This window comes from Novipirellula rosea, from assembly GCF_039541335.1.
GTDB lineage: Bacteria > Planctomycetota > Planctomycetia > Pirellulales > Pirellulaceae > Novipirellula > Novipirellula rosea.
In genome coordinates this window covers 20,010-45,292 of record NZ_BAABGA010000012.1, presented here as the reverse complement: position 1 = coordinate 45,292, position 25,283 = coordinate 20,010, and the positions used below count along the sequence as shown (strand labels likewise).

At 58.7% G+C, this 25,283-nt stretch carries 17 protein-coding genes; 9 read left to right on the top strand and 8 right to left on the bottom strand.

The annotated features are described in order from the left end of the window. Positions 1–66 precede the first annotated feature (66 nt). From ABD971_RS04710 to ABD971_RS04690, 5 genes are all read right to left on the bottom strand, one after another. Positions 67–1,593 carry a hypothetical protein gene (locus ABD971_RS04710; protein ID WP_345319916.1) on the bottom strand — a complete coding sequence of 509 codons (1,527 nt, stop codon included), beginning with the start codon at positions 1,591–1,593 and terminating at the stop codon, positions 67–69. Further along, positions 1,590–2,279, bottom strand: a complete 690-nt coding sequence (locus tag ABD971_RS04705; protein ID WP_345319914.1) for a hypothetical protein — start codon at positions 2,277–2,279, stop codon at positions 1,590–1,592. Before ABD971_RS04705 ends, ABD971_RS04710 begins: the two co-directional genes overlap by 4 nt. Positions 2,280–2,283: 4 nt before the next feature. Beyond that, positions 2,284–2,772 (bottom strand): RNA polymerase sigma factor, encoded by a 489-nt coding sequence (locus ABD971_RS04700; protein WP_339944829.1) that lies wholly within the window; start codon positions 2,770–2,772, stop codon positions 2,284–2,286. Positions 2,773–4,442: 1,670 nt separating this feature from the next. After that, entirely contained in the window at positions 4,443–5,450 is a 1,008-nt protein-coding gene (locus ABD971_RS04695) for a 2-hydroxyacid dehydrogenase (protein ID WP_345319911.1), read from the bottom strand. Positions 5,451–5,575: 125 nt separating this feature from the next. Continuing rightward, on the bottom strand, positions 5,576–7,828 hold the full coding sequence (locus tag ABD971_RS04690; RefSeq protein ID WP_345319909.1) for a TIGR00730 family Rossman fold protein: 2,253 nt from the start codon (positions 7,826–7,828) through the stop codon (positions 5,576–5,578). 752 nt (positions 7,829–8,580) lie between these two features. Here ABD971_RS04690 and ABD971_RS04685 point away from each other — a divergent pair. Further along, complete coding sequence (locus ABD971_RS04685; protein ID WP_345319907.1) at positions 8,581–10,281, top strand: hypothetical protein; 1,701 nt, start codon at positions 8,581–8,583, stop codon at positions 10,279–10,281. Positions 10,282–10,325: 44 nt separating this feature from the next. Here the strand turns inward: ABD971_RS04685 and ABD971_RS04680 are convergent, their stop codons facing one another. Genes ABD971_RS04680 through ABD971_RS04670 form a run of 3 tightly spaced genes read right to left on the bottom strand, consistent with a single transcriptional unit; the run spans position 10,326 to position 12,457 of the window. After that, positions 10,326–11,999: a cation:proton antiporter gene (locus tag ABD971_RS04680; protein ID WP_345319905.1), complete on the bottom strand. Its 1,674-nt coding sequence runs from the start codon at positions 11,997–11,999 to the stop codon at positions 10,326–10,328. Positions 12,000–12,031: 32 nt separating this feature from the next. After that, positions 12,032–12,271, bottom strand: a complete 240-nt coding sequence (locus ABD971_RS04675) for a hypothetical protein (protein WP_345319903.1) — start codon at positions 12,269–12,271, stop codon at positions 12,032–12,034. Positions 12,272–12,322: 51 nt separating this feature from the next. Then, positions 12,323–12,457 carry a hypothetical protein gene (locus tag ABD971_RS04670; RefSeq protein WP_345319901.1) on the bottom strand — a complete coding sequence of 45 codons (135 nt, stop codon included), beginning with the start codon at positions 12,455–12,457 and terminating at the stop codon, positions 12,323–12,325. 709 nt (positions 12,458–13,166) lie between these two features. Between ABD971_RS04670 and ABD971_RS04665 the strand changes: the two genes are divergently transcribed. The 8 genes from ABD971_RS04665 to ABD971_RS04630 all read left to right on the top strand — a co-directional run bounded on the left by ABD971_RS04665 (position 13,167) and on the right by ABD971_RS04630 (position 25,187). After that, positions 13,167–14,510: a redoxin domain-containing protein gene (locus ABD971_RS04665; RefSeq protein WP_345319899.1), complete on the top strand. Its 1,344-nt coding sequence runs from the start codon at positions 13,167–13,169 to the stop codon at positions 14,508–14,510. A 196-nt stretch (positions 14,511–14,706) separates the two neighbouring features. Further along, a complete protein-coding gene (locus ABD971_RS04660) occupies positions 14,707–15,732 on the top strand; it encodes an AAA family ATPase (RefSeq protein ID WP_345319897.1) in 1,026 nt (341 codons plus the stop codon). Between the two features lie 43 nt (positions 15,733–15,775). Beyond that, positions 15,776–16,666, top strand: coding sequence for a DUF58 domain-containing protein (locus tag ABD971_RS04655; protein ID WP_345319895.1), 891 nt, complete (start codon positions 15,776–15,778; stop codon positions 16,664–16,666). 260 nt (positions 16,667–16,926) lie between these two features. Further along, positions 16,927–17,886 (top strand): hypothetical protein, encoded by a 960-nt coding sequence (locus ABD971_RS04650; protein ID WP_345319893.1) that lies wholly within the window; start codon positions 16,927–16,929, stop codon positions 17,884–17,886. Next, a complete protein-coding gene (locus tag ABD971_RS04645) occupies positions 17,883–18,932 on the top strand; it encodes a vWA domain-containing protein (RefSeq protein WP_345319891.1) in 1,050 nt (349 codons plus the stop codon). Before ABD971_RS04650 ends, ABD971_RS04645 begins: the two co-directional genes overlap by 4 nt. Then, on the top strand, positions 18,926–19,921 hold the full coding sequence (locus ABD971_RS04640; RefSeq protein WP_345319889.1) for a vWA domain-containing protein: 996 nt from the start codon (positions 18,926–18,928) through the stop codon (positions 19,919–19,921). The genes ABD971_RS04645 and ABD971_RS04640 overlap by 7 nt, the downstream gene beginning before the upstream one ends. Next, entirely contained in the window at positions 19,921–21,009 is a 1,089-nt protein-coding gene (locus ABD971_RS04635) for a hypothetical protein (RefSeq protein ID WP_345319887.1), read from the top strand. The genes ABD971_RS04640 and ABD971_RS04635 overlap by 1 nt, the downstream gene beginning before the upstream one ends. A gap of 122 nt (positions 21,010–21,131) precedes the next feature. Beyond that, entirely contained in the window at positions 21,132–25,187 is a 4,056-nt protein-coding gene (locus tag ABD971_RS04630) for a hypothetical protein (protein WP_345319885.1), read from the top strand. The last annotated feature ends 96 nt before the right edge of the window (positions 25,188–25,283 follow it).

The following is a 25,283-nucleotide window of genomic DNA, read 5'->3' as shown; positions in this document are numbered from 1 at the left end:
GTTCCTTGTCGGGGGGAGATGTTTGGTGCGATCAACCGATGGGTGACAACACGCGGGCGAGTGTGCCTATTGACGAAGCAGTTCCAACACGATGGTGGCGTTGGGATCCGACGAGTACGCCGGTTCGGCAATCAGCTTGGCGCGCGTCGCGGTTTCTCGTTCGTACCCAAACGCTTGCTGCGTAAACGGATCAGGCCAAGCTGGCAGATGGGTAAGCTCTTCGAGCGATTCCGGAAACTCGCCGTGAGCGGCCGCGTAGTCACGGATCGCTTCGATGGTTGCCAGGCGAGCGATCGTTTGCCGCGTTCGCAGTCCAGCCTGGTTAGCCGCCTTGATGCCTGGCATCAGAATGCCCGTGGCCATGGCAGCTAAGTTTATCGTCGCCGAGCCAGCACGCGTGTTGGATTCCAAACTTGCTTCGGATCGATCGATATAAGTCATCCGAATCGGTTCAGGCAGGAACATCCACTTGGCAAAGTCATCTTGGATTCGAGTGATTTGTTGGGCGGTCGCACGCACGACCGCTTCGCTGGGGCTCATCGCTTGCACGTATTCTTTGTCCATGCCACTTGCGATCAACTCAGCTCGCGACGGTTCGGTCAGCGCGATCATCAGAGCGCCTGCGATCAAACGAGCGGGTGCATCACCGTTACCGAATTCCGAGCCGCCAAGCGATTGCATGTCTTTGACCGCTTGTGTCAATCGGCTTCGCCAGACGGCGGGTTCGACATCATCGGCCGGCAAATGGGACAGTCCGGGAAACACACGCGAGGCGATCGATACTTCAAACTTCAATGCCTCGTCCATCTCGGCGATCGAATCCGGCAACGTTGCAAGCGCCCAGTAAACATTCGGACTGTCCTGCAGCTGCATCAGCTCTTCGACTTGGTTCAGCATGATGCCGCTGATTGCCACACCCACCAATCGCGAGATCAATAGGTCCGACGCGTTGCCGGTGGCTTCGCCCATACGGAAGCCGACCCGGATGGAACGAATCGCGTCCTCCGTGCGTCCTTCGGCGAGCGCCAAACGGGTTTCGAGCACCAACAATCGAGCCAGCTGACGCATGTGCTCAAATTCGGGCAGCAGCAGCTGAATGGTTTCCAGACCTCGCAGGTCGTCGATGCCCAATTCGTAATGGGAATCACGCATCCGCATCGCGCGATGAAGCTCTGACAACACGTTTTGCTGACTGTCGAGATATTTCGAGACTTCCTGCTTGGGCAGCTCGTCCAGCGAACCTTCCATCCATTGGTCATAGTTTTTGAAGAACGGATCCTCCGCACCAGCGGAACGATTCTTTTCCAGCGACATGATCGTGGCACGCTGGAAAGGAACAAAGGTATTGCCTGCGACCATTTCGAAACGGTCCGGCCAAAATCGAATCTTCAGTGCTGGAACCGGTTCGGCAGCGGGATGAATTTTCAAAACCTTCGGTGCGATCTTCGCCGCGTTGGGGGCGGATGGATCCGCCGATGCTGATGCCGCCGGGATTTTGTAATCAAGCGGTTGCACTTGCGCCACGGCGGGGAGCGTCGTTACCGAGCCCATGCAGCCGATCCATGCGAGTAACGTCAATGTTTTAGCGTTCATGATTGGAACCATGTTTCCCAGATGTGCAAAGTTTTTCGAGAGGGTAACGAGGGCAAACGATAGGGGCCGGAGTCCTCGTTGCGGATTTCCGGTGATTCATGTTTGGTAGCGTCCTGCGCCGGATTCGCATGATTGGGGTGCGAAGCGATCGCCACAGGTGACTGTTCCAACCACGCCATCATGTCCGCCGAAGGTGGATGCGACGTCAACACCACTGCGCTACTTGCAGAAGCGTCCGAGTACGGTTCGAGCGGCGACGGTACCCCGATCAGCCAGCTGGCAAAAATCGACGGTCCTGATTGGGTCGCAACGTTTCGCTTGCGAGGCTGGTCGTTCGGTGGCTCCGGGGGATCGCTCGGGGCTATCGGCACTGATTCCGCGGCGACGACTGATTCGTTGCTGGGGGCCGTTTGATGGGACTCCTGTTCGGCTACGGTGATGCCCCGATTGGGATCCTCGGACTTTGAATGGCCCAGCCGATACGAAGCGGGGCCCACCAGGATCGCCGTGACGCAGGCCGCCACCGCTAACTGCAGCCATTGTCGACGCGTGGTGGTGTCCGAGGTGGATCGACTCGCCTGTCCGGCAGCGAACCCGCAGCGGTACATCATCGTCGAGGCATCGGTTTGGATCGAGGCGGGAACCAACGCGGAAAGCTGTTGTTCAAAATTCGATTTGTCGTTCATCGCATCATCTCATTTGGTTTTGGTTGGCACGCGCTTGCAATTGTGTCAACGCGTTTTGGTAGCGACGGTTTGCGGTCGCTGCGGATCGCCCCATGACGTCGGCAATTTGGCGAAACGTCAGCCCACCCCACAGGTGCATCACGATGACTTCGCGATCGGCGGCGTCGAGTTCCTCTAGCCACTCGGTGACATGCTGGCCGTCGAGTTGCTGGTCTTGGTATTCACTGGGCTGAACGAACCAGCAGCGATGGCGGGCCGCCACCTGTTCCCTGGCCGCACGCCGCTGTTTGCCCCGATTGACTTGCAGGATTTCATTGCGTGTGGTTCGCACCAGCCACGCCAGCGGCTCGTCGGGCAGCGTCGACTGCTGGGCCAGTGCCACAAAGGCTTCCTGCACTGCATCTTCGGCCGGTTCGCCGACGGCGCGGGCGATCATCAGCAGACGATTGGCATGCTGTTGCCACAGCTCGGAAAGGGTTTCCGCATCGATCACGCGCTGTCTCGGGTTGGGACGAACTCGGAAGTGAAGTCGATCGACGTGTCAATCACGTCCTCTTCAATACAACAAGGATGCCGCCAGCCGCCCCCTGTTTCAAAGAATTTCCGATTAATTCTAGTTCGAAAGCAATTTTGACGAGGTTTGCAGGCGTCCCGACGCAATCGCTTCTTGCGAAGCGATAGCTGGTGTCGCTACGGTCAACCCAGAGTTGTGCAGAAAACACGGTTGGGCAGGAAAATAGAGAGGGGGCAGGAAAATGTTCGAACTTTAATACGATGCTGCATTTCCATAAACAGGTGTTTTGCGAGGGGAAATGCGATGAACGGTAAAAAAAATGGTAGGTTAAAAGATGGGAAAGGGACGGATGGTTTGAGCTCGGGGCGCCGATAGCCACCGCCATCTTAGTCGTTCTGTCGCACCCATTTTTCTGACGAGCCGTCCGCATGACAGTGACCGAACGAAAGTCGCTCGGGGACCCATACACCTCGCATGCCGTCAATCGGTAAGTGTCGGCCACGCGTCGTTGCGGTACACCGCGTTTAATCGGTACAGATTTAAAGACAGAAAGATTGGTGTGACAGAAAAATTATAAGCAGGGAGATTGGAAAACCTATCCTGTGGTCATTCAAGTTAACCGCTTTAACTTGTCTTCTCGCGTCGCAACGTGACGTCACGTGATCGTTGCCGAGCGTGAGTCGGCGCCGCAGTCGGGGCAGCATTGCGAAGCGATGGCAGGTGTTGCTACGGTCAACCCAGAGTTGGGCAGGAAACACGGTTGGGCAGGAAAATAGAGAGCGGGCAGGAAAATGTTCGAGCCCCAATACAATGCGGCATTTCCAAAAACAGGTGTTTTGCGAGGGGGAATGCGATGAACGGTAAAAAAAATGGTAGGTTAAAAGATGGGAAAGGGACGGATGATTCGAGCTCGGGGCGCCGATAGCCACCGCCATCTTAATCTTTCTGTCGCACCCTTTTTTCTGTCGAGCCGTTCGCATGACAGTGTCCGAACCAAATTCGCTTGGGGACCCATACACATCGCATGCCGTCAATCGGTAAGTGTCGACCACACATCGTTGCGGCACACCGCGTTTAATCGGTACAGATTTAAAGACAGAAAGATTGGTGCGACAGAAAAATTATAAGCAGGGAGATTGGAAAGCCTATCCTGTGGTCATTCAAGTTAACCGCTTTAGCTTGTCTTCTCGCGTCGCAACGTGACGTCACGTGATCGTCACCGAGCGTGAGTCGGCGCCGCAGTCGGGGCAGCATTGCGAAGCGATGGCAGGTGTCGCTACGGTCAACGCAGAGTTGTGCAGAAAACACGGTTGGGCAGGAAACACTGTTGGGCAGGAAAATAGAGAGCGGGCAGGAAAATGTTCGAACTTTAATACGATGCTGCATTTCCAAAAACAGGAGTTTTGCGAGGGGAAATGCAATGAACGGTTAAAAAATGGTAGGTTAAAAGATGGGAAAGGGACGGATGATTCGAGCTCGGGGCGCCGATAGCCACCGCCATCTTAATCTTTCTGTCGCACCCATTTTTCTGTCTACCCGTCAGCATGACAGTGTCCGAACGAAATTCGCCGGCAACGAAACTCAGGAGTAAAGCCTCTCTCGTAACGAAACTCGCCAACCGTTTCGGATATCGTCGATTCTTCCTGCCGCTAGGGTTGTGAATGGTCTCCGGCGACTTCATTTTTGCTGCTGCCGACACGGTCGATGTCGGCGATGTTTTGTAACGTTGTTTCGGCAATGCACTGCAATGCTTCTCGCGTGAAGAAGGCTTGATGGCCGGTGATGATGACGTTCGGGAAAGTCAACAAGCGAGACAGAGTGTCATCCGGGATGACTTCATTCGACAAATCTTCGAAGAAGAAATCGGCTTCTTCCTCATAGACATCGAGGCCGAGATGGCCGATCTTTCCGCTTTTTAATCCCTCCACGACTGCTTGCGTGTCAATCACGGCACCGCGGCTGGTGTTGATGATCATCACGCCATCTTTCATACCTGCAATCGACTGGGCGTTGATCAAATGATGCGTCTGCGGCGTCAGCGGGCAGTGCAGCGAGATGATATCTGATTCGGCGAATAATTTGGTTAGATCGCAATACTCCATGCCAAGTTCGCGGCATTTCGCATTGGGGTATTCGTCGTAACCCAATAACCGGCAACCAAAACCCGACATGATCTTTGCAAACACGGTGCCGATTTGTCCTGTCCCGATCACTCCCACCGTGCGACCGCTGAGATCAAAGCCAAGTAGCCCACCGAGATAAAAATTGCCGTCGCGGACCCGTGCGTAAGCACGATGGATTTTTCGGTTCAGCGTCAGGATCAAACCGGCCGTATGCTCGGCGACCGCGTGCGGCGAGTAGGCGGGGACGCGAACCACTTTGATGCCCACTTCGCGAGCAGTCGGGAGGTCGACGTTGTTGAAACCGGCACATCTCAAAGCAACGACGCGCACGCCTTGCTCGGCAAGCGAGCGAAGCACCGCCGCGTCGAGTTGATCGTTGACGAACACACAAACAGCTTGATGGTCGTTTGCCAATTGGACCGTTTCGGATGTCAAACGCGGCTCGAGGAAGGTGAGTTCGTGCCCAAGGGGTTTCGCGGCAGCACTGAGAAACTCGCGATCATAGGACTTTGTGCTAAATACAACGATCTTCATTGATTCTCTTTATTGCGTCTTAAAAAAAATGGTCCGGGATCTCAGTTCGCATTCACAGTGTGGATGACGCTGCTATTTAACCACGCGTGGAGACTTGTAAATCCAGTCAGGGATTAAACACGTCGCTAAGTTTTGGTGGAAGCAGACTGTCCGTCAATGATTTGGTCGAGCCAGCGAGCGATTTCTTCGGGATCGTCCATGACTCGGAATCGTTGAACGTCTTGAGAGTCGATACAGCCTTTCTCAAGCACGGTGGTTTGTAACCAATCGACGATAGGACGCCAAAACTCGCTGCCCACCAGTACCACGGGGAACTGCGCCAGCTTGCCCGTCTGGATCAACGTCAGTGATTCAAAGAACTCGTCGAACGTGCCGAATCCGCCAGGGAAAATCAGAAAGCCACGAGCGTATTTGGCAAACATCATCTTGCGGACGAAGAAGTAGCGGCAGGTGTAGGACGCGTCGCAGTAGGGATTGATCGTCTGTTCGTGCGGCAGTTCGATGTTAAGCCCAATCGAGGGGCTGCCAGCGTCACGCGCCCCGCGGTTGCTGGCTTCCATGATTCCGGGGCCGCCGCCGGTAATGATCGCGAACCCTCGTTCGCCCAACCGCTGACATGTTTGATGGGCGAGTTGATAAGAAGGATCGCTCTCGGGCAATCGTGCGCTTCCAAACACGGCCACCGATCGATGGCGACCTTCCAAGGCACGTGTCATGATTTCGATGCCTTGGATCAGGTCGCTTTGGATCCGTAGGACTCGCCAAGGGTCCTCGTGCAAAAAGCTAATCGGACGGCGAGTTGCGCTATCTAAGAATTCCAGATCTGGGTCTTCCGCCGCAACCGGGAAGATTTCGTCGACCTTGACCGATTCAGTCGCCGCGTCACCCGTTGCTTCGCTTTCGGGGGTATCGCTGATCGCGTCTCTTTTAACCGCCACCGCATTCGGTTGGCCGGCGTCGACAAGACTAGGTCCCTGATCATTGAACTCGTGCACCTCACCGTACGAGGGAACAGATACATCAAACCCGAACCGCGTCTGGATGCTGCGTTTCAGTGCGAGTGCCGAGCTTTCCTCGCCGTGAGTCAAGAAGACCTTTCGCGGTGGTTGCTCGAAGTGATTCAGCCACTGCAGCAATCCGGTGCGATCGGCGTGCCCCGACAATCCGAAGACCTGCTGGATCTTGGCGTCAACGCTGTACTGGCGACCGTGAATCCGGACTTCTTTTTCGCCCGCCAGCAGCCGACGTCCCAAGGTGCCTTCGGCCTGAAAACCAACAAACAGGATGGTGGATTCGGGGCGACGAATGTTGCTTCGCAGGTGATGTTTGATTCGGCCCGCGTTACACATTCCCGCCGGCGCCATGATGATGCAGGGCTTCTTGTGGTGATTGATCGATTTTGATTCATCAACCGTTCGCGTCATCGTCAAACCGGGAAAGTGAAGCGGCGGTTCGTCACACTCCACTGCCCGCACGGTCTCATCATCCAGCCAACTGGTGAATCGGCGGAAGATATTTGTGACGTCGTACGCCATCGGACTGTCAAGAAAGATGGGCACGTCGGGAATGCGATTCTTGTGGACCAAACGACTCAGGAAATACATCATCTCTTGAGCCCGTTCGACGGCGAACACGGGGATAATCAAATTACCGCCACGCTTGGTGGTGTCGTTGACAATCGTTATAAGCTGTTCTTCGACATTCCCCCTAGCTTCGTGGTCGCGGTCGCCATAAGTCGACTCCATCACGACATAGTCGGCACGCCGAAAATAGGTGGGATCATGAATCAGCGGTTTGTCGTGTTGCCCCAAGTCTCCTGAAAAAAGGATCGTTCGCTCGCGGTCAGGCTCTTGGACTCGAATCTCTAATGACGCCGATCCAAGGATGTGTCCTGCATCGTGCCAAGTCACGGTGATACCGGACACGATTTCGGTGGCAACGCGATAGTCGACTCCGCGAAACAGCTCAATCGCTTTCTCAACGTCCTTGTCTGTATAGAGAGGCACTATCTCGTGCGGTCCGGTGCGTCCCTCCTTGCGATGACGTCGCCGCTTGTATCTGGCGTCTTCGGCTTGAATCTTGGCCGAGTCCTTGAGCATCACATCGGCCAGTGCGACGGTCGGTCTTGTGGCAAAGATTCGGCCTCGGAAACCATCCGCTACGAACTTGGGAACGAGTCCGATGTGGTCGATATGAGCGTGCGTGAGAACCAAGGCATCGATACTGCCCGCGGGAATCGGACAGGCATCCCAATTACGCGACAGAAAATCGCGTTCTTGGACCATGCCGCAATCAATCATGATCCTTTTGCCGCATGCTTCCAAACAATAACGTGAACCGGTTACGTTTCGATTGGCGCCCAGGAATGTGATTTTCATCGTCGGACTCCATTTCTCGTTTGGCGTTATCCGCGGGCAATGAGATGGCATCCCCACCACGATTTCCGTTTCGACCCAGGTCGATTATATCACAACTGGGTTGATGGCCGCTGTGAACCAGAACGGCGATCGTTTCGCAGTCCGCCCTGCGAAACGATCCGATGCGAGTCATGCTCCTCGCATCAAACGTTCAAGATGCTTAGGATGAACAGCAGGGCCGCGATGATACCGATTAGCAAACCGGCAACGCGGTTGTGATGCTTGTCAGTGGCAGAATCCATGCGAGTGCCGAATCCCAAGGGGCTGCCAACAGCGACCACGGTGCGGCGAATCCTCCAGATAACCGATCGCGTAAACGGTTGGCAAAAACCACAACACCCCCCACAGCATCATCGCCACGAGGAACAGTTTCGCCGACGCACTACCGAGATTGAGAATCGTGCGGGCCCGTCGGTTTTCATCGCCGATGCTAAAGTTGAGGGGAGCCGCACCCAGGCTGCGCACCTACGGCATGTCGACTGGAGCGTTTGCAACGAATTGGCATGCGTAATGCACGCATGTTTGCTCGGTCGGTCGGCAGCTTGGTCTTCCCCGCATTGGGCTGCACAATGAACTCAACGTGTCTCGAACCCCGCTCGCAACGTTTTTAACGTGAATTAGTGACGAAAAGTCCCATGCGACAACTAGAATCAAAGGGGCGGGGTCTGTGTGACACGCTGCATCGGGGACTCAATTTACATCTTGGATCAAACATGTCTCAACACCCACCCTCTGCCATCACCACCCTTCGCACGCTGGTCTTTGCCACAATGGGGCTATGCTGGATTGGGAACGTCGATCCGGTGCTGGCCCAAATCGAAAGCGGCGTGGTCCAGCCGCCGCCACCCCCGCAGGCTACCGCTGACAATCCGGCAACAGTCGCGGCAGGCAACGTGATCGATAGGGACGCTACGAACGAACTGGAATCGAATGAGCTGGAGTCGAACGAACTGGGGTATCGGGCGTTGCTCCAAGGCCCCGTGCACGAGGCATTTGCATCGCAGGCCGATTCCGGTGCGATCCTGCATCCTCGCGTCCACTCGGAAAAACCGCCAGCGAATGTTCGCGAGCAACCACCAGAAGATGGTCCCGTTGGCGATAATCTGTTGTGGATCCCCGGCTATTGGTCTTGGGATGATCAAGCCGCAAAGTATGTCTGGGTGAGCGGCGTCTATCGCAAGGTGCCTCCGGGGCGAACGTGGGTGCCCGGCTATTGGAGTACTCGCGGCGAGGGCTATCAATGGACCAGTGGCTTTTGGTCCAGTACGCGTGCGGGCGTTGACGACCAAGTCTATCTGCCTCCGCCTCCCCAATCGATCGATAACGGACCGAGTGTTCCTCCGCCCGATAATGATTTCTTTTGGCTGCCCGGGTCGTGGGAGTATGGCGATGGTGGTTACTGGTGGCGCAGCGGATACTGGACCCGTCACTACGAAGGCTGGGTCTGGCAACCGGATTGCTATATCACGACACCGCACGGTTACGTTTACAACACCGGGTATTGGGATTTGCTGCCGCCTGATCGCGGGGTGCTGTACTCACCCGTCGAATTCGATCGACCGGTGTACCTGAATCCAGGCTTTGTCTACCGACCGCGCTTGCCGCTAGCGAATTCCGCCGCCTTACTGCTGAATCTGTTTGTTCGGCGAGGACATCCTGGATTCTACTACGGTAATTACTACGGACCGTCGTATGCTTCGCAGGGATACCAACCCTGGTATGACCTGGGCTATGGATCCGGTGGGTTTGGATCACGTTATGCGATGCCCTGGCTTTCCTATTACGACTGGAACTACGGTCAACGTGGATTCGATTTCCGAGGCAGCATGGGACGCTACAAGAATTATTACGGCAAAGCGGATCGCGGCGGTCCCAAATCGGTGAAGATCGATGTCGACATCGCCAAGTTTACTAAAAACGGAAAACCAGAGCGTCGATGGGGAGACAATGCGGTCAGGGGTTCGCTGGACGACATTGTGCTGCGAGATTTCAATGGGCAATCACCGCCTCGTGTCGACCGCCAGGCGAAGGGCAAATCGTCGAAGCACGTTGACAATCTCAGTACCGCGAAACCGAAAAACAATTTTGATCCGCAGCGCGGATCCAATGCGGTTTTCACACCTCCTCAACCCAAGCACGACAATCCCAAGCATTCGACCCGTGGCATGACAGTTGAGAATCAAGGCAAGAAATCGCAAGCGACGTCAAACTCGACGCAAGCGTTTGATCGCGGACGTTCTCCGTCCTCTATCGAACATCCCCAGGCATCTCGCGGCCCGGGTTCGTTCGGCCGACCTGACAAAGGCAACGGCAAGTCGGTTGGCGGTGGTAACAGCGGAAAAGGCGGGGGCGGTAAAGGCAACAGCGGAAAAGGTGGTGGCAAGGGAGGTGGCAAAGGCGGTGGAAAGAAGTGAGCTGATCTGTCACGGCATCATTCTTCCAGCGTCTTACTGCTCACTTAAATTCTGTCCTGTGGCTGGTCATGTGGTTCTGCCCGTTCAGGCCCGCTGAGTTGGTCGATGGCTTCCTTGGCGGCGTCCGCGAATGGCAACAGGATCAAGTGGACTCCCGCGTTTCTTAAGGTTGCGGCGTCACGTTCATGGTGCGCGGTTGCGGCAACCGATCCGGTATAGCCGTAGCGTGACAGCGCGTGCAGCAAGGCGAGATTTACCGATACCTGTGGCACCGAACTGACCACCCAACGCGCGTGCGAGAGCGGCAGTGTCGATGCAAACTCGGGGTCTTCTGCATCGCCGTAGACGACCGAGTGTCCCGACTCGCGAAGCCGATGCACCACATCCGGATCAAAGTCGACTCCCAACACTCGTTGCCCGCGCTCGGTCAGTTCGCGTGAAAGATGATTCCCAAAACGCCCCAGACCAAACACGATTGTGTCAAAGCCTCGCGAGGGCTCGGCGGTTGTTTCCAGTTCAACTTCGCGAAACGGATTCTTCTTTTCGGACCAGGACAGAAAGGGGGCAAGCCAGTCATACAGCGGGTGCGAGTAGAGAATCAGGTAGGTCGATAGGGTGATCGTGATCAATCCCACCAGTGTGATCAGCCCCAAGACTTCACCGGAAATATGTCCGAGCTCTTTCCCGAGTGCACCAAGCATCAGTGAAAACTCGCTGATCTGAGCGACCGTCAATCCTGCCAGGAAGCCGGTTCGTTTTCGGTACCCCATCCGTCCCATGATGATGATCACGATCAGCGGATTGCCGACCAGCACGAACAACGATAGAGCCAGCGACGGCATCAGTTGCGAGCCAAGCAAGCTGAGTTTGAGATGGGCTCCTAGATCGACAAAGAAGAACAGCAGCAAGAAGTCGCGTAAGCCTACCAGACGCGACCCGAGAGCTTCCCGGTGCGGTAACCCAGCAAGCGACACACCTGCTAAGAACGCACCGACTTCTTTGCTGAACCCCAGCCAATCACCGATCGCCGCCATCGCGACCGCCCAGCCGATCGCCAACGTCGTCAGTAATTCGGCCGAACGAGCTGCGTGATGATACAGCCTTGGCAGCACGTAACGCATCAGCAGACCGACGGCGACCAGCAAACCGATGCCTTTGACAACGACCAACGAGATGCCCTGCACCCAGTGCACCCCGGTGCTGGCCCCGAACGCGGTCAACGCGATCATCACCAACACCACCACCAAGTCTTGGACGATCAAAAAACCGATGGCAATGCGTCCATGCAGCGAATCGATCTCGCGTTTGTCCGACAACAATTTGACGATGATGATCGTGCTGGAGAACGTCAACGCAACGGCCACGTAGAGCGAGGCCAGATGCGAAAACCCCATGACAAGGCAGAGCAAGTAGCCAATCACCGAGGTGAACGTCACCTGTCCCAAGCCGGTGGCTAGCGACACAGGCCCCATCGTGCGAATCACGTTCAAGTCCAGCTTTAAGCCGACCGTGAACAGCAACAGTGCAATGCCAGTCTTCGCCAGCAGGTCGATCTCGCTGCCGATGGAAACCCATTTCAAGCCCGCCGGTCCGACCAGGATCCCAACCGCGATGAAGGCGACGATCAGCGGTTGTTTGAGCCAATGCGCAACAAAGCCCAGAACACCGGCTGCCGCCAGCAATAATGCAAACTCGTAAAAGACGTTTTCAGATCCCAATCGCACACTCCGGGGAGGTCTTCATTCATCGGTTAGTCGAACTTCACCGCCGCAATAACCGCCTTCAGTTGCGACTGATATTCCTTGATGACCAGATCTTGCAGTTTTAACGCAGGACTGCCCGATGACGTGATCAGCTGGGTTTCGGCCAGCACGCGTTCCACTCGCAGCAAGGTCAGCTTTGCATGGTTGGACTTCGCCAGCGAAGTGGCACGCTCAAGCGCCCCATCATTGCATGGATACACCAGCAAGATGTTTTTAAACCGTTTCATAGAAAGCCTCTCACGCGAATTGAGGCGATGGTGGTCCACGGCAATGGAAATTCAATCCGTTCGCTCGTGATCTATTATGGACGGTCCCAGCAGTGAGGGAAAGTCTCTGAACGGATACGCCACTTGCGGTGGACCAGCGAGGTCGCTGCCGTAGCGAAACTCGCCGGGAGTTTCGGAGGTTGTCATTTGAGTTTCGACAATCGTGCCGTCATCCAAGCTACTCGCTTCAACTTGTCTCCCTCACGCCGCAACGCGACGTCGCGTGATCGTTACCGAACGTGAGTCGAGCGAGATCTGGCGTCGCAGTCGCAATCGTGTTGCGACGTGATGCAAGTGTCACCAAAGGTCAACCCACGGTTGGGCCGAAAAATGGTTGGGGCAGCAAGATGTTCGGCCCCAACTACGATGCTGCGTTTCTGAGCTCCAGTGTCTCGTGTTGTGGGTGCGGCAGGAGGTCAAAAGGCAGGAGGTTAAAAGATGGGAGGTTAAAAGATGGGAGGTTAAAAGATGGGGATCGCGATAGACGGTTCAAACTTGGAGTTCCGGTAGCGACAGCCCTCTTCGGCTTGTTGATTTATTGAGCCGCTCGCGCGTCAGCGGCCGGGTCCCACGCGCTACCCGGTGCCTGACGGCCCTCGGCTCACCGCTACCTCTTTTTTGTTTTGACGACATTCACCGCCACCCGCGATGTTCCGCTATAAAGAACAGCTCTCCTGTTTTGTTGTTGAAGGAGATGGCATTGGAGCAGCGGTCTTGGGTGGGGGCAAGGCGTCCAGGAAGGGGTTCCGGTAACCTCGCGTCGGTTGTTTGCCATCGGTGACCGATGAGTTTATAGTCAGGTGAGTTGTCATCAACAGAGCAGCTCCGTAGCCCCTTTCCCGTCGGCGAAATCAACATGAGCACTCGTTTTCAAAACCCAGGCTGCTGTGGCCTGAGTCGTCAGCCGAACGTAGCAAAGCTGCTTGGACGAGTCGTCAAAGGGGGCATCAAGCGGATCGTGACCCACGCCGCCGTTGCGGTGGGTTTAACGGTCCTCTTCGCCGCACCGCTACGGGCCGTCGAATCGGAGTTTTCCGACGAATGGTATTTTGATCCTGAAGGGGCCGTGCGGACGAACCTGGAGGGTGGCCCGGCGATCGAACTATCGACCGATACCTGGATTGGTGAATCGACAACGCTGGACGAGTGCCGCGGCAAAGTGGTGGTACTGGATTTCTGGGCCACCTGGTGCGGTCCCTGCGTGGCCTCGATCCCCAAAAACATCGAACTGGTCGAAACCTATCCGGACGAACTGGTCTTTATCGGCATGCATTCAGAGACCTCCGGCTGGGACAAAGCCCCGCAAATGGTCGAAGATCGCGAAATTAATTATCCGGTCGTGCTGGACACCGGAGAAACGGCCAAAGCCTACGGCATCAACGCCTTTCCCACCTACATCATCATCGACCGAAGCGGCATCGTGCGGGCCGCCGGCGTCAAACCCAGCCACATCAAATCGATCGTCAAACAGTTGATTGAAGAGTCTGGTTCCGGCGGCCAGGGCAGCCAGCTGGTCTCGTTCCAACGCGACTGGTTCTACAGCGGAGCCGAATGGATGCGGGCTTGGCAAGAACAACACGGCCAGCCCGCTCCGCCAATCAAAGCGACCGCTTGGTGGCTGCCCGGCGATGACAACAAAGCCGCCTCCCAAACCGACAACGACGCCGCGGCCGAACCCGCTGACAGTGAACCTGCTGACGGTGAGACCGCTGATGAGGAAGCGGTCAGTGAAGAGCCTGTCGCCGACGCACCCGAGGGGTTGCAGGAAGTCGACTTGGACGGCGTCGTACGCGTGCTGCACTTTACGCGTCCGGGGATGAAGATCACTCAACAGCAACTGAAATCCTTTAACGAGACGGCCGCCAAGTACGCGCCGCAGGGCGTGGCCTTTGCCGTCGTCTGTGATCGGCAGAGCGACTGGCAGGCGACGCAGGCTTTTGCAGCGGAAATCGATCTGGCCATCCCGATGGCATTGGACGCCGCCCCCCAACCCGCTAGCGACAAAGACTCAGCAGCCCAACCCACCAGCGGCCCAGCTGCCGCCCCCCGCGAAGCTGGCCGGACCGCCCAGGCCTACCATGTCCGCATCGCGCCGGTCACGGTGGTCGTCGATCGCAACGGCCGCATCCGGGCCACGGGGCTGAAGCTGCAACAGCTGGACGACGCGCTGAACGTATTGCTGGCCGAACGTGCTGAATAACCTCGGGTGCGGGGGATTGCTTCTGCAAGCCGGTCTCCTCGAAGGCGGTGGCGACGGTGACGGACAATCTTCCCGCAAAACGTTCGAACCGCGAAAACGACCGCCTAACGCGATGGGGCGGCGATTAAAATGAACCCGCTCCACCGTGCTTCGTAATCACCACCGCAGCCTCTCTCTCACCACCAACGACGGCGTCATGACCGAAACTGCAGTCACTCCTCCCCCAGCCTCGGACGCCCTGTCCGCCGAAGGTTTTCCACCCTCCGCCGCGTTTGCCAAAGCGGTCATCGAACAGGTTGGCAAGACCGTCGTTGGCCAGACCGAAGTCGTCGAACGGGTGTTGATCGCCTTGCTGACTGGCGGTCACCTGCTGCTCGAAGGCGTGCCCGGGATCGCCAAAACGCTGCTGGTGCAATCGGTCGGCAAGGCCATCGACTTGCAATTCAAACGCGTCCAGTTCACGATCGACCTGTTGCCTTCGGACATTTTGGGATCGGAAATTCTGGACCAAAAATCGGGCCAGTTCCACATTCACAAAGGCCCTGTGTTCACCAACCTGCTGTTGGCCGACGAAATCAACCGCGCCTCACCCAAAGTGCAGTCGGCACTGTTGGAAGCGATGCAGGAACGCAAGGTATCGATCGGCGACGAAACCCACACGCTGCCCGCTCCGTTCCTGGTGATTGCTACGCAGAACCCGGTCGAGCAAGCCGGCACGTTTGAATTGCCCGAGGCGCAACTGGACCGGTTCATGATGTGCCACCGCCTGCGTTACCCCACGCCGGTTGAAGAAACCGAGGTGGTGCGGCGGGCATTGAAGCTGAAACTGCAACGTCAGGGCGATGGAGCGGTGCCGCAATCGATGTTTGACGCTATCGAAGACGAACACAAGCTGAGCGTCAAAGACTTGACCGAAGCGATGACGCAGGTCCAGGCCGTGCACGTCAGCGAAGTCTTCATCCATGACTGCGTGAAACTGGTCAATGCCACCCGAGGCCACCAGGACTTGGTGCTGGGTTGCAGTCCGCGGGCGGTGCTCAGTCTGGTGCAGGCCGCGCGTGCTCGGGCGTTTATCTATGGCCGCGACTACGTGGTGCCGGAAGACCTATTCACGTTGGCCGAAGACGTGATCCTGCACCGTGTGCGGTTGAGCTACGAGGCGCTTGCCGATGGTTTGACGCCCGAAGTCATGCTGGAACGCTTGCTGAACGAAATGCTGTAGGAAGTAGTTGTATTAGCTTAGCAACGCCGAACTGTATGAACGCATGAATCACGCCACGCATCCCGCCGAAACGCTGCCTCGCCCTGACATCCTGTCGCGGGCCAATTTCGAGCTGGTGGTCCGCCGCATCGCCGACGATATCGCTTTTGGAACCGACGATTCGCTGTTCGTGGGCTCGGGGCTGGAATACGCTCAATCGCGTCCCTACGAACCCGGCGATCCGGTCCGCCAAATCGACTGGAAGTTGAGTGCGCGGATGCCCGTGGCCTACGTCAAGCAGCACGAAACGCTCAAACGCGTGGCGATGTACCTGATCGTCGACACCTCGGCCTCGATGAGCGTTTCCTCGACGACGCTCAGTAAACATGGGCTGGCCGTATGGGCCGCGGCCGCGATCGGACTGGTCGGCCTGCGGCGGTTGAGTCCGGTCAGTGTGTTAAGCGCCGGGACACGACATCAACACAGTCGTTCGGATGGCAACCCCAGCCTCTCGCCCGACGATCTGTGGCGCGACCTGGAACCGCTGCGAGCCCACGACGTCGACGAGGAAACCGAACTGGGCGAACGTCTGACCGCGCTTTCGGCGCGACTGACCCGCCGCAGCCTGCTGTTTGTGTTCAGCGATTTGCACGATCCCGAAGCCCTCACCGTGCTCCGCCGCCTGGGGCATCAACACGATGTGGTGGTGCTGCACCTGCAGGACCCCTCGGAAACCGGAGCCCTGCGAGCCGGCTATTTCCGCGGTAGCGAAGCCGAGAGCGGGCAGGCGTTTCTGGCCGGCGGACAACAGCGGTGGCGGACCACCTGTACGCTGGCACGCGATATGGCCGGCGCCGATGTCAGCTATTTGAAACTGGTCACCAACGGTCCGTTGCTGTCCCCGCTGCGTCAATTCCTGCTCACCCGCGCGGTGCGGATGCGAGGCCAGCGATGAAATTACGCGACGCTTGTCGTCCCGAAGGGACAACGGGATGTAGCCATGGACGTCAGCCCATGGTGGGACGAACTCCATTCGCACCAAGCCCCAACGGGAAACGCTCTGAAGCATTTTTATGCTGTGTTTTGTGGTGTATTAACGTAGCGGAAGTCGTCAAGACTTTCGTCGAACGAACCCAAGTCCCGAAACTCTTGACGAGTTCCGCTACGAGAAAATGCTTCACAGCGTTCGATGCAACGTGTTGTTTCAACGGTTCCATGGGCTTTCGCTCATGGCTACATCATGCCGCCGCTACGCGGCTGAACTCAGCTCGTCGAAAATCGCAGCTGCAAACGGTTGTCTTCATGACGCTGCTGCTGACCTGGCTCGGCCTACCAAACTTGGCCGCCGCTGCCGAACCAGACGCCGTCTTGCTGACCGTCAAACGCGGGCTGACGGCGCAGTTAACCTTCACCCACCCCAGCGCTTCGCTCCGCGCCCTGCCGGATCAATCCACCGACGCCGCCGTGCTGGTTCGACTCGAACGCACCGGACCAGCTCAGCAAAACGCCGCCCACCGTTACACGCTGTGGTTCTTTGGTACCGTCGCCGGACAATACGACTTGTCGCAGTGGGTTGTGCAGCCAGACGGATCGCCACTGGCCAGCGAGGAAGCGCTGCCGGCGATGCCGGTGCGGGTCGTGTCGGACCTGCCCCCAGGACACGGCACCAGTTTGTACGAGATCGACGATCCACTGCTGCGAGCTCAGGGTGGCTACCGCGCGGCATTAATTTTGTTCGGCTGTGTGTGGGCCGCGGTGCCGATCGTGTGGGCCTTCATCCGCCTGCGATCCCGGAAGTCCCAACCGACAACCACAATCGTGGCACCCCCAACCTTGTCCGATCGCCTGCGTCCTTTGGTACAACGGGCCAGCCAAGGACAGCTGACGGTGGAAGAACAGAGCCGACTGGAAATTCTGCTGTACGTTTTTTGGCAGCGCCGCTTGGGCTTGCCCGATTCGTTGGCCGAGGCGCTGCCGGTATTGCGACGACATCATGAAGCAGGCGGCTTGCTGCGAGCCCTGGAAGCTTGGATCCACGCCGACGGCCCGTCGCAATCGTCGCTCAGCCCGACCACGTTGGATGCCTTGTTGGCTCCCTACCATGCGGAACTGGCTCAATTGCAGGCCGACGCCTTTACCGAACCGGCGAACGCCACGGTGGGAGGCACGGCATGACGTTTGTTCATCCCCAGTGGTTGTTGCTGTTGGTGTTTCCCCTGGCACTGGGCTTTTGGTCGGTGCGGCGGCGGGGCACGGGGTTGCGAATGCCCTTTGACCACCAAACGCACGCTTCCCGTCCGTGGTTGGCCGGATTGCTCCGAGGCGTGGAGTTGTTTCCAGCGGTGATGCTGGCGGTGGCCGTGGTGTTAATCGCCCGGCCCCAGGTGCTGCGGGTGCCCGAACAGGACCGCGTGGCCACCCACATCACGGTATGCATGGACGTCTCAGGCAGCATGAGTGTGGGCATGGGGGAACAGAACCGTTACGAAAGTGCCGCAGCGGCCATCGAATCGTTCACCTACGCACGCGAGGGCGACGCTATCGGACTGACGCTGTTCGGATCCTGGCCGCTGCGTTGGGTACCGCTGACCAAAGACCTACAAGTCCTCCGCAATGCCCTGGCCTTTGCCAACCCCCGCAACCAACCCAACGGCATGGGCGGAACCATGATCGGATCGGCCCTCAGCTACTGCGCCGACAATATGCAACGCGAAGCCGCGCGGCTTGATGGCACCGACTCCGGGCCTCAATCGGTCGACCAGTGGCGGCAACAGCGGGCCGCCGAACAACTGTTTCGTTCCGCGTCTTTGCAGGGCTCCGCTGCAGGCAGCGGGCTGGCAGCGGCACCGTCCACCGATCGATTGTTGATACTGGTCTCCGACGGGGCCAGCGGAGACCTCAATGGGCAAGACCAGATCGACCGTATCTCGGATCAGTTGAACGATGCGGGAATCACCATGTACCACATCCATATCGGCAGCGATACGATCCCGCCGGCCGTGTCCAGCATTGCTCGAGCCACCGGCGGTGACGCTTTTCTTGCCACCAATTCCGATGGGCTGCGTTTGATTTTTAATCATATCGACCAGATGCAACCGGCTCGTTTTGTCGCCAATGCCTCGCTGCCGGTCGACTACTTCGAACCCTTCGCAGCGATCGGTGCGGTCGCCTTGTTGCTGTACGCGCTTAGCCTGCTGAAGTGGAGGTATACGCCATGGTAAGCAGCCCCTTGTTCACGGCCAATCTGGTGGCGATCGCCTGTATGGCCCTCGTGGCTTTGGCCGAATGGTGGCAAACGCGACGCACCCAGCGGGTGGCCAAGCTGGCCTTTGGTCCCAGCGGTCGACCGGCGGCTTGGGCTCGCGGTGTGCCGGTCGTGCGCGTGCTGACGATGAGCCTGTTGGCCTGGGGGCTGACCATTCTGTTGACTGAACCGCCGCAAGTAGCCGAAGTGGAACCGGCCCCGGAAGCTTCTAAGCATGTGCTGGTCTGCTTGGACGCGTCCCCCAGCATGTTTCTGGAAGACGCCGGGCCGCGCCGCGACGAATCCGGAAAATACCAACAACGCATGGTTCGCGGCGGCGAAGTGATCCAAGCGGTGCTGGACCGACTGGACGCCGAAAACACTCGGATCACCGTGTTTGGCGTGTATACGAAAGCCGTCCCGATCGTCGAAGAAACCTTTGACAAGGCAGTCGTGCAGAACCTGTTTGATGGGCTGCCAGTTTTCAGCGCCTTCGAACCCGGCCCCACGCAGCTGTCGTCCAGTATCTCTGATGCGATCGAATACGCGCGACGTTGGCCCGATGGTTCAGCCTTGTTGTTGGTCGTCAGCGATGGCGACAGCACCGACACCACGCCGATCCGCGCGATCCCCAAAGCCATCTCCGATACGCTGGTGATCGGGCTGGGCCAAACCGGGCAAGCGACGACCATCGCCGGACACGCCTCGCGACAAGACGCCGACTCGCTGCGAACCCTGGCCGGCCAACTGCGCGGCACCTACATCGACGCCAACACGCGGCACCTGCCCAGCGACTTGCTGAACCGGCTGTCGATCATCCAGCCGCGGGTCGCCGAGGGCGTGGGGCTGCGCGATGCGGCCGTGCTGGCGGTTATAGTGGGAGCCGGACTATTGTCGCTGCTGTTGCCCGCCCTGAGTTTGTGGGGAACCCCGCGGCTTGATTCCCTCTCCGGAGAGCTTGCCTGATGCGCAGTTCACTCCTCTGGTTGCTGTGGCTGGTGCTGCCGGTGTTTGCGTTGGCCTACCATTACGGTCCGGGACGAATCTGGCTGGCTCGTGATCGGGCGGCCAGCATGATTCGCCAAGCAGAGTCTCTCGCGGGGGTCGCCAGCGAAGCCCAATCCGCCGCCTACGAAGCTCAGCTGCATCTGCTGGACGCACGCCGCGCGGCCTTTGCCGCGGGTGTCGACTGGCAAACGCAGGTCAAACACCCGCTGGCGCAAGCCGTGCTGACCGCCACCGAAAAACAAAACTCTGCCTACGCCGACGCTTCCGAACGGTGGCACGCGACGGCCGAGCGGTATGGCCAAGCCATCGAAACGTTGCTGAACGTGGAAACGGTCGCCAACCAGAAACACAATCGCGCGGAGTTGCCCCAGTCCGATCGGCAACTGCTCGAATCGCTGCGTTGGGCCGAAGCCCGCGCGATGGTCCGCTCAGGCGAAGTCTTTAATGGCATCGAACAACTGCAAGCCCTGCTCGACCTGCGTGTCGCCGAAGCCCACCAACGGGCGGCATCCTCCGTGCAGCCGACCTCCACCGCCGGCAACCGCTCGAATGGCGATCACGACGCTCACGCCTTGCCCACCGATGCGATTCGCGAAGAGCTGGCAGCGGCGCAGTACGTCGGCGCCCGGCTGCTGCGTGAAGAAGGCCGACCGCCGGAAGTCTGGCGACCGGTGGCCAACGCCGCCCGCCAACATTACCGCTACCTAGCCGCTCCCGAACACGCTCCTTCGGCCGACGCCGCCTCAGCCCAAGTCACAGCGCCGCCGGTCGCCGAGCATGTGGCGGCTGCCGAAGTCGCCCCCACGGACCTCGACCGTAGTCAACGGATGCAGCGGAACCTGGAACAGGTCCTGAATCTGGAACAAAGCGTCTCCGACCAACTGGAAGGCTTGCCCTTGCCCCGCAACGCTCCGTTGGCCCGCCGGCCGGGCGACGGGGAACCGGGTGACCAGCCCGGCGGAAAACAACCCGGCCGTGGCCCGCTGCAAGACGGACCGCCCGCCGCCGGTGCCGGTATCCCCGGCCCCCGGGGCGTCGGATGGTAATGCACCGCCCGAGCGAAATTGAAATCGAATTTTCAAAGAGTATTCAACACGTCGCGACGCTCGCTAGAGCTTGGAACACAACCCAACCGTTGCCCATCATGACAAACCGTTCGATCCAACCCATGACCTCCACGCAACCCGCTCCGATTGTCGCGAAACTCATCGTAGCTACGCTCGCCAGAGCGTGGTCTGCCCAAAACCGTACGGTCGCCATGGCCGCGATCTTGGCCGCAATTGCGTTCACCCAGCGCACTCCCGCCACGGCTCAGACGCCTCAAAAGTTGCGTTCCGCGGTGCAAGCCATCGCCGACCCCTTCGCGTCCTCAGGACAAGCGGCGGCACAAAACACAGCGGCGCAACAAGCTGCGGCACAAGGAGCCGCCCAGCCAGCTCAGGCCACTCCCAAAGCCGACGCGGACACGCAAGCCATCCTGGACACCTTAAAAACGCTGCCCGCGACCGAGCGGCGGGCCATGGTTGTCTACTACAAAGACCTGGGGCTGGATCTCAGTCCCTGGCTGCAGAACGGCGGAAGCGGCAGCGGCACCGCCAATGGTCGCCGCCGTCAACTGGTGCGTCAGATGCGGACGGTCAACTTTGTGCGACGTCCCGAGGCCGTCCTGGGAGCGCGCAGCCAGATCGGCATGGAATCGCAATCGCTGCCCGCCGAAGACGCCGATGACCAGGAAATCATCCAGTGGTTCCATCGTCACGCCATGGCCGCCGAATGGGACGCTGTCAAAGCTTTGTTGGTGCTGCGAGCCGGCAGCGAAGCCGAAGGCATGTACGCCGCGTTGATCTCGGGTACCAACCATGCCGATTCCGAACTGATCCCCGAAGACGTGCTGGGGCTGTCCGAAGCGGCTCCGGCGGAACTGACCGACTGGCAGATCGACGCGCTGGCGGGGTTGCTTAAAGCCGCTGCGAAGAAAACCAGCACACGGCCGTTGATCGAACGTTTTCGCCGAGGCACCACTTGGTTCGGCACCGAGACCGAGGCGCATCGCAACCGCACCATGCGGTTATTGCTGGCCGCCGGCCTGCCGATCGAAGCCTTTGAATTCATGCCGTCGCTGGAGGAAGCCCGCGAGACGGAAAACGCGGCGGTGATGAAAGGCCACGCCGAATACCTGATGGCCCGCGCCGCCGAAGCCAAGGGGGCCGCCAGTGATCGGATGCTCGAAAACGCCTGGTCGCTGTTTGGCGAAATCGCTTTGCTCGACAGTGCCGATACGGCCCTCCGCTCCGAGTGCCTCAGTAGCGCCGTCGACCTGCTGCCCCGTGTGCCCCCGGGCCCCGGACTGGCTTGGCTGCGGAGTCTGTTCGAACATCCCTCGTTGGCTCCCGCAGGACTGCAAGCGGTAGCACTAAAGGCGCTCAAACTGGAAGACGAAAAATTGCCCGAAGCCGTCCGGGCGCAGGCGATCCTGACCATGAAAGAAGCGGTCGATACGCTGCTGGCTCAACAACACCTGCAACTGGATCAACTGACGATCCCTTTGCGGATGCTGACCATCGGTCTGTTGTCGCGAGCAGAAAACGCCATCAAGGAACAAGCCAAGAAGAACGGGGTTTCGGAAGTCGCCGCCTTGCTGCTGCGTTCGATGCCCGACGAAGCTTGGCGGAAACAGATCGAACCCAGCCTGGTCGGCCGCGCCTACAACGCCTTCATCGGCGTGGCCCTGATCGCCGACGAAACCGATCTGGCGCTGGAACTGCTGGCTCAGGGCGTCCAACGTCAACCGGCAATGAGCACCGAATTAGCTACCGGATTCTTGGACCTGTGGGTTGACCGCATGCAGGCTCGCACGCAAGAGCCGGTGGTGAATAACAATGCCTGGTTCTACGCCTTCAGCCGACGCGTTCGGCCGTCGACGCCGGTCACTCGCGGTTGGCAACAACGCAACCTCGATCGTTTGGCCGAATTGTTGGACGTGCTGGACGGCATCGGCATCGACGGCCGCAAACTGCCGGGCGTGGTGACGGCGCTGAGCGCCTGCTATGGACCCACCCAGGCCTACGAACGCGAGACGGTGCAGCGCATCCTCGGGCCCATCGAACAAATCGATGCCTCGGTCGCCGGCCAGTTGGCGTCGACGATGCGTCAGGGCTTAAGCGGTGATTGGCGAAGCCGCAAGGCGCAAGAAGACGCGGGGTTTGAACGCAGCGAATCCGAACTGCGAAAAATCGTCGAAACCGGCTATGACCTGGCGACCGCGTTGGCCGAATCCGCCGTCGCCAACAGCCAAGACGAGCAGGACGCGTGGCAACACGCCATCCTCAAAGCCGCCCTCAGCTTTGACCGTATGCAGTTCCGCGGCGAACGAGAACAAGACGCGGTGGCCTATCACGCCGCCCGCAAATTGGTGTTCAGCGCCTTCGAAGACGCCGCCTCGCGGTACCGTGAAGCTCTGGCCGACGGCCGCGTCCGTCCCGACATGCAAATCTATAACGTGTGGTTCAGCTTGGCCCTGGGGGCCAGCGACCTGGGGGCGTTGACGCTGGAGGATTTGATGACCGAAGGCATGGAAAACGCCGATCAAATCGACCGCATTCGCGACGACATGCTGAAGATGTCGCCGGAGCATTCGGGCTACCACATCGGCGAATTCGCGCGGGGCATCATGTCCGGTTTGTCGGAAACCAAACCCGAAGTCAAGCCGCGGTTGCTGCAAGCCGCCGCCCGTGTGGTGGGACAAGACCCGGCCGGGGCACCGATCCGCCGCACATTGGATCTTTATCACGAACTGGTCGAAGATGAAATCCATTTACAGCTCACCATCGACGGCAGCGACCGGGTGGGCACCGAGCCTTTTGGCGCGATCCTGACGCTGCAACACACCGCTTCGATCGACCGCTCCTCCGGTGGCTTCGCCCGTTACCTGATGGACAGTTTCTCGCAGTTCAACGCCGGGCAATGGCAGACGATCAACTATCAGGAACGTTTGCAGAAAAGTATCGAAAAGTCCTTCAGCGGCACCGTCCAATTACTGGGCATCGATTTCTTTCAACCGATGAACCCCGCCGTCCCGATCCGGTTGGAAGGCCAGACCGGATGGCAGGAAAAGCCGATGGCCTACCTGGTCTTGCAAGCCGCCGACCCCAGCGTCGACCATTTGCCGGCCGTGCAGATGGATATGCATTTCAATGATGCCTCGGGACCGATCGTATTGCCGGTGTTGTCCAACACGGTGTTGATCGACGCGGCCGCCGACCCCGCGCCTCGGCCGCTGGACGATTTGGTGATCGAACAAACACTCGACGCCCGCCCCATGTTGGATCAGAAAGAGGAACAAACCGTGCGGCTGGAAATCGTCGCGCGGGCCACCGGGGTGCTGCCGGAAATCAACCAACTGTTCGACAACTTGGCCGACGCCTTGCCGGGCTACGTTCTGGACGAGACCCAACTGGTCGCCGATCCGTTTGACGTCAGCCAAACCCATCGGGCTCAACCCGAAGAAGAAGACACCACCACCAGCAATCGCAATCCCTACATGGCGTACTCCAAAAGCCTGCCGAATCTGGACCCCGACAGTGATGGTCTGTTCCGCTTGGGTACAATGCGAAAGTGGAGCCTGACGTATGTTCCGGAAGCCTCCGTCACCGCCGCCAAACCGGATCGGTTTATCTTCCCGGCCGTCAGTGACGCTCGAGCCGAAACTCTGGTTTCGCTGACGGTCCCCAAAAAGTCGCCTGCCGAAACCAACGATGACGCCGCGAACACCGAGGCCGAAGCCCAAACCGCCACTGCAGCGGACTCGCCGATATCGATCAAGCGGTTCACCTACGAAGACTACGATCTGGTGCCGGTCGAAGGTCAGACGCTACGATTCGACTCACCGGGGATCCCTGTGATCGTATGGTTGGCCGGCGGCTTGGCGGCGTTGTTGTTGGTGGCTTTGATTGTCTGGCGTTTACGACACGCCAAACCAGAATCCTTGGCAAGCACGACGTCGATCGCGATTCCCCAGTCGCTCACGCCGACCGGTGCGGCGTTATTGCTGCGGCGGATCGAACAGACGCAAGCGGTGGCTTGGCCCAGCAGCGAGCGAGCCGAATTGCGAGCCGACATCAACGCGCTGCAGCGTCAACACTTCGCCGACGCCGAGCCGCAAAACGGCGACGCCGTCAAGCTACACCCCACGGTCGAGCGCTGGGCCCGACGAGCCGGCACCTAAGTCGCTGGGTGTCGCCTGGATCGTTCCACTAGAGCTTTACCGGAATGGGCGTAGGTCGGCCAGCTTTGAGGTAGTGGACGAGGCTACGAGTCCCAG

Coding starts and splice junctions, on each gene's coding strand:
- ABD971_RS04650 (WP_345319893.1), top strand. CDS start 16,927: ATGGGCTTTCGCTCATGGCTACATCATGCCGCCGCTACGCGGCTGAAC.
- ABD971_RS04660 (WP_345319897.1), top strand. CDS start 14,707: ATGACCGAAACTGCAGTCACTCCTCCCCCAGCCTCGGACGCCCTGTCC.
- ABD971_RS04705 (WP_345319914.1), bottom strand. CDS start 2,279: ATGAACGACAAATCGAATTTTGAACAACAGCTTTCCGCGTTGGTTCCC.
- ABD971_RS04695 (WP_345319911.1), bottom strand. CDS start 5,450: ATGAAGATCGTTGTATTTAGCACAAAGTCCTATGATCGCGAGTTTCTC.
- ABD971_RS04645 (WP_345319891.1), top strand. CDS start 17,883: ATGACGTTTGTTCATCCCCAGTGGTTGTTGCTGTTGGTGTTTCCCCTG.
- ABD971_RS04675 (WP_345319903.1), bottom strand. CDS start 12,271: ATGAAACGGTTTAAAAACATCTTGCTGGTGTATCCATGCAATGATGGG.
- ABD971_RS04690 (WP_345319909.1), bottom strand. CDS start 7,828: ATGAAAATCACATTCCTGGGCGCCAATCGAAACGTAACCGGTTCACGT.
- ABD971_RS04685 (WP_345319907.1), top strand. CDS start 8,581: ATGTCTCAACACCCACCCTCTGCCATCACCACCCTTCGCACGCTGGTC.
- ABD971_RS04670 (WP_345319901.1), bottom strand. CDS start 12,457: ATGACAACCTCCGAAACTCCCGGCGAGTTTCGCTACGGCAGCGACCTC.
- ABD971_RS04630 (WP_345319885.1), top strand. CDS start 21,132: ATGACCTCCACGCAACCCGCTCCGATTGTCGCGAAACTCATCGTAGCT.
- ABD971_RS04640 (WP_345319889.1), top strand. CDS start 18,926: ATGGTAAGCAGCCCCTTGTTCACGGCCAATCTGGTGGCGATCGCCTGT.
- ABD971_RS04635 (WP_345319887.1), top strand. CDS start 19,921: ATGCGCAGTTCACTCCTCTGGTTGCTGTGGCTGGTGCTGCCGGTGTTT.
- ABD971_RS04655 (WP_345319895.1), top strand. CDS start 15,776: ATGAATCACGCCACGCATCCCGCCGAAACGCTGCCTCGCCCTGACATC.
- ABD971_RS04665 (WP_345319899.1), top strand. CDS start 13,167: ATGAGCACTCGTTTTCAAAACCCAGGCTGCTGTGGCCTGAGTCGTCAG.
- ABD971_RS04710 (WP_345319916.1), bottom strand. CDS start 1,593: ATGAACGCTAAAACATTGACGTTACTCGCATGGATCGGCTGCATGGGC.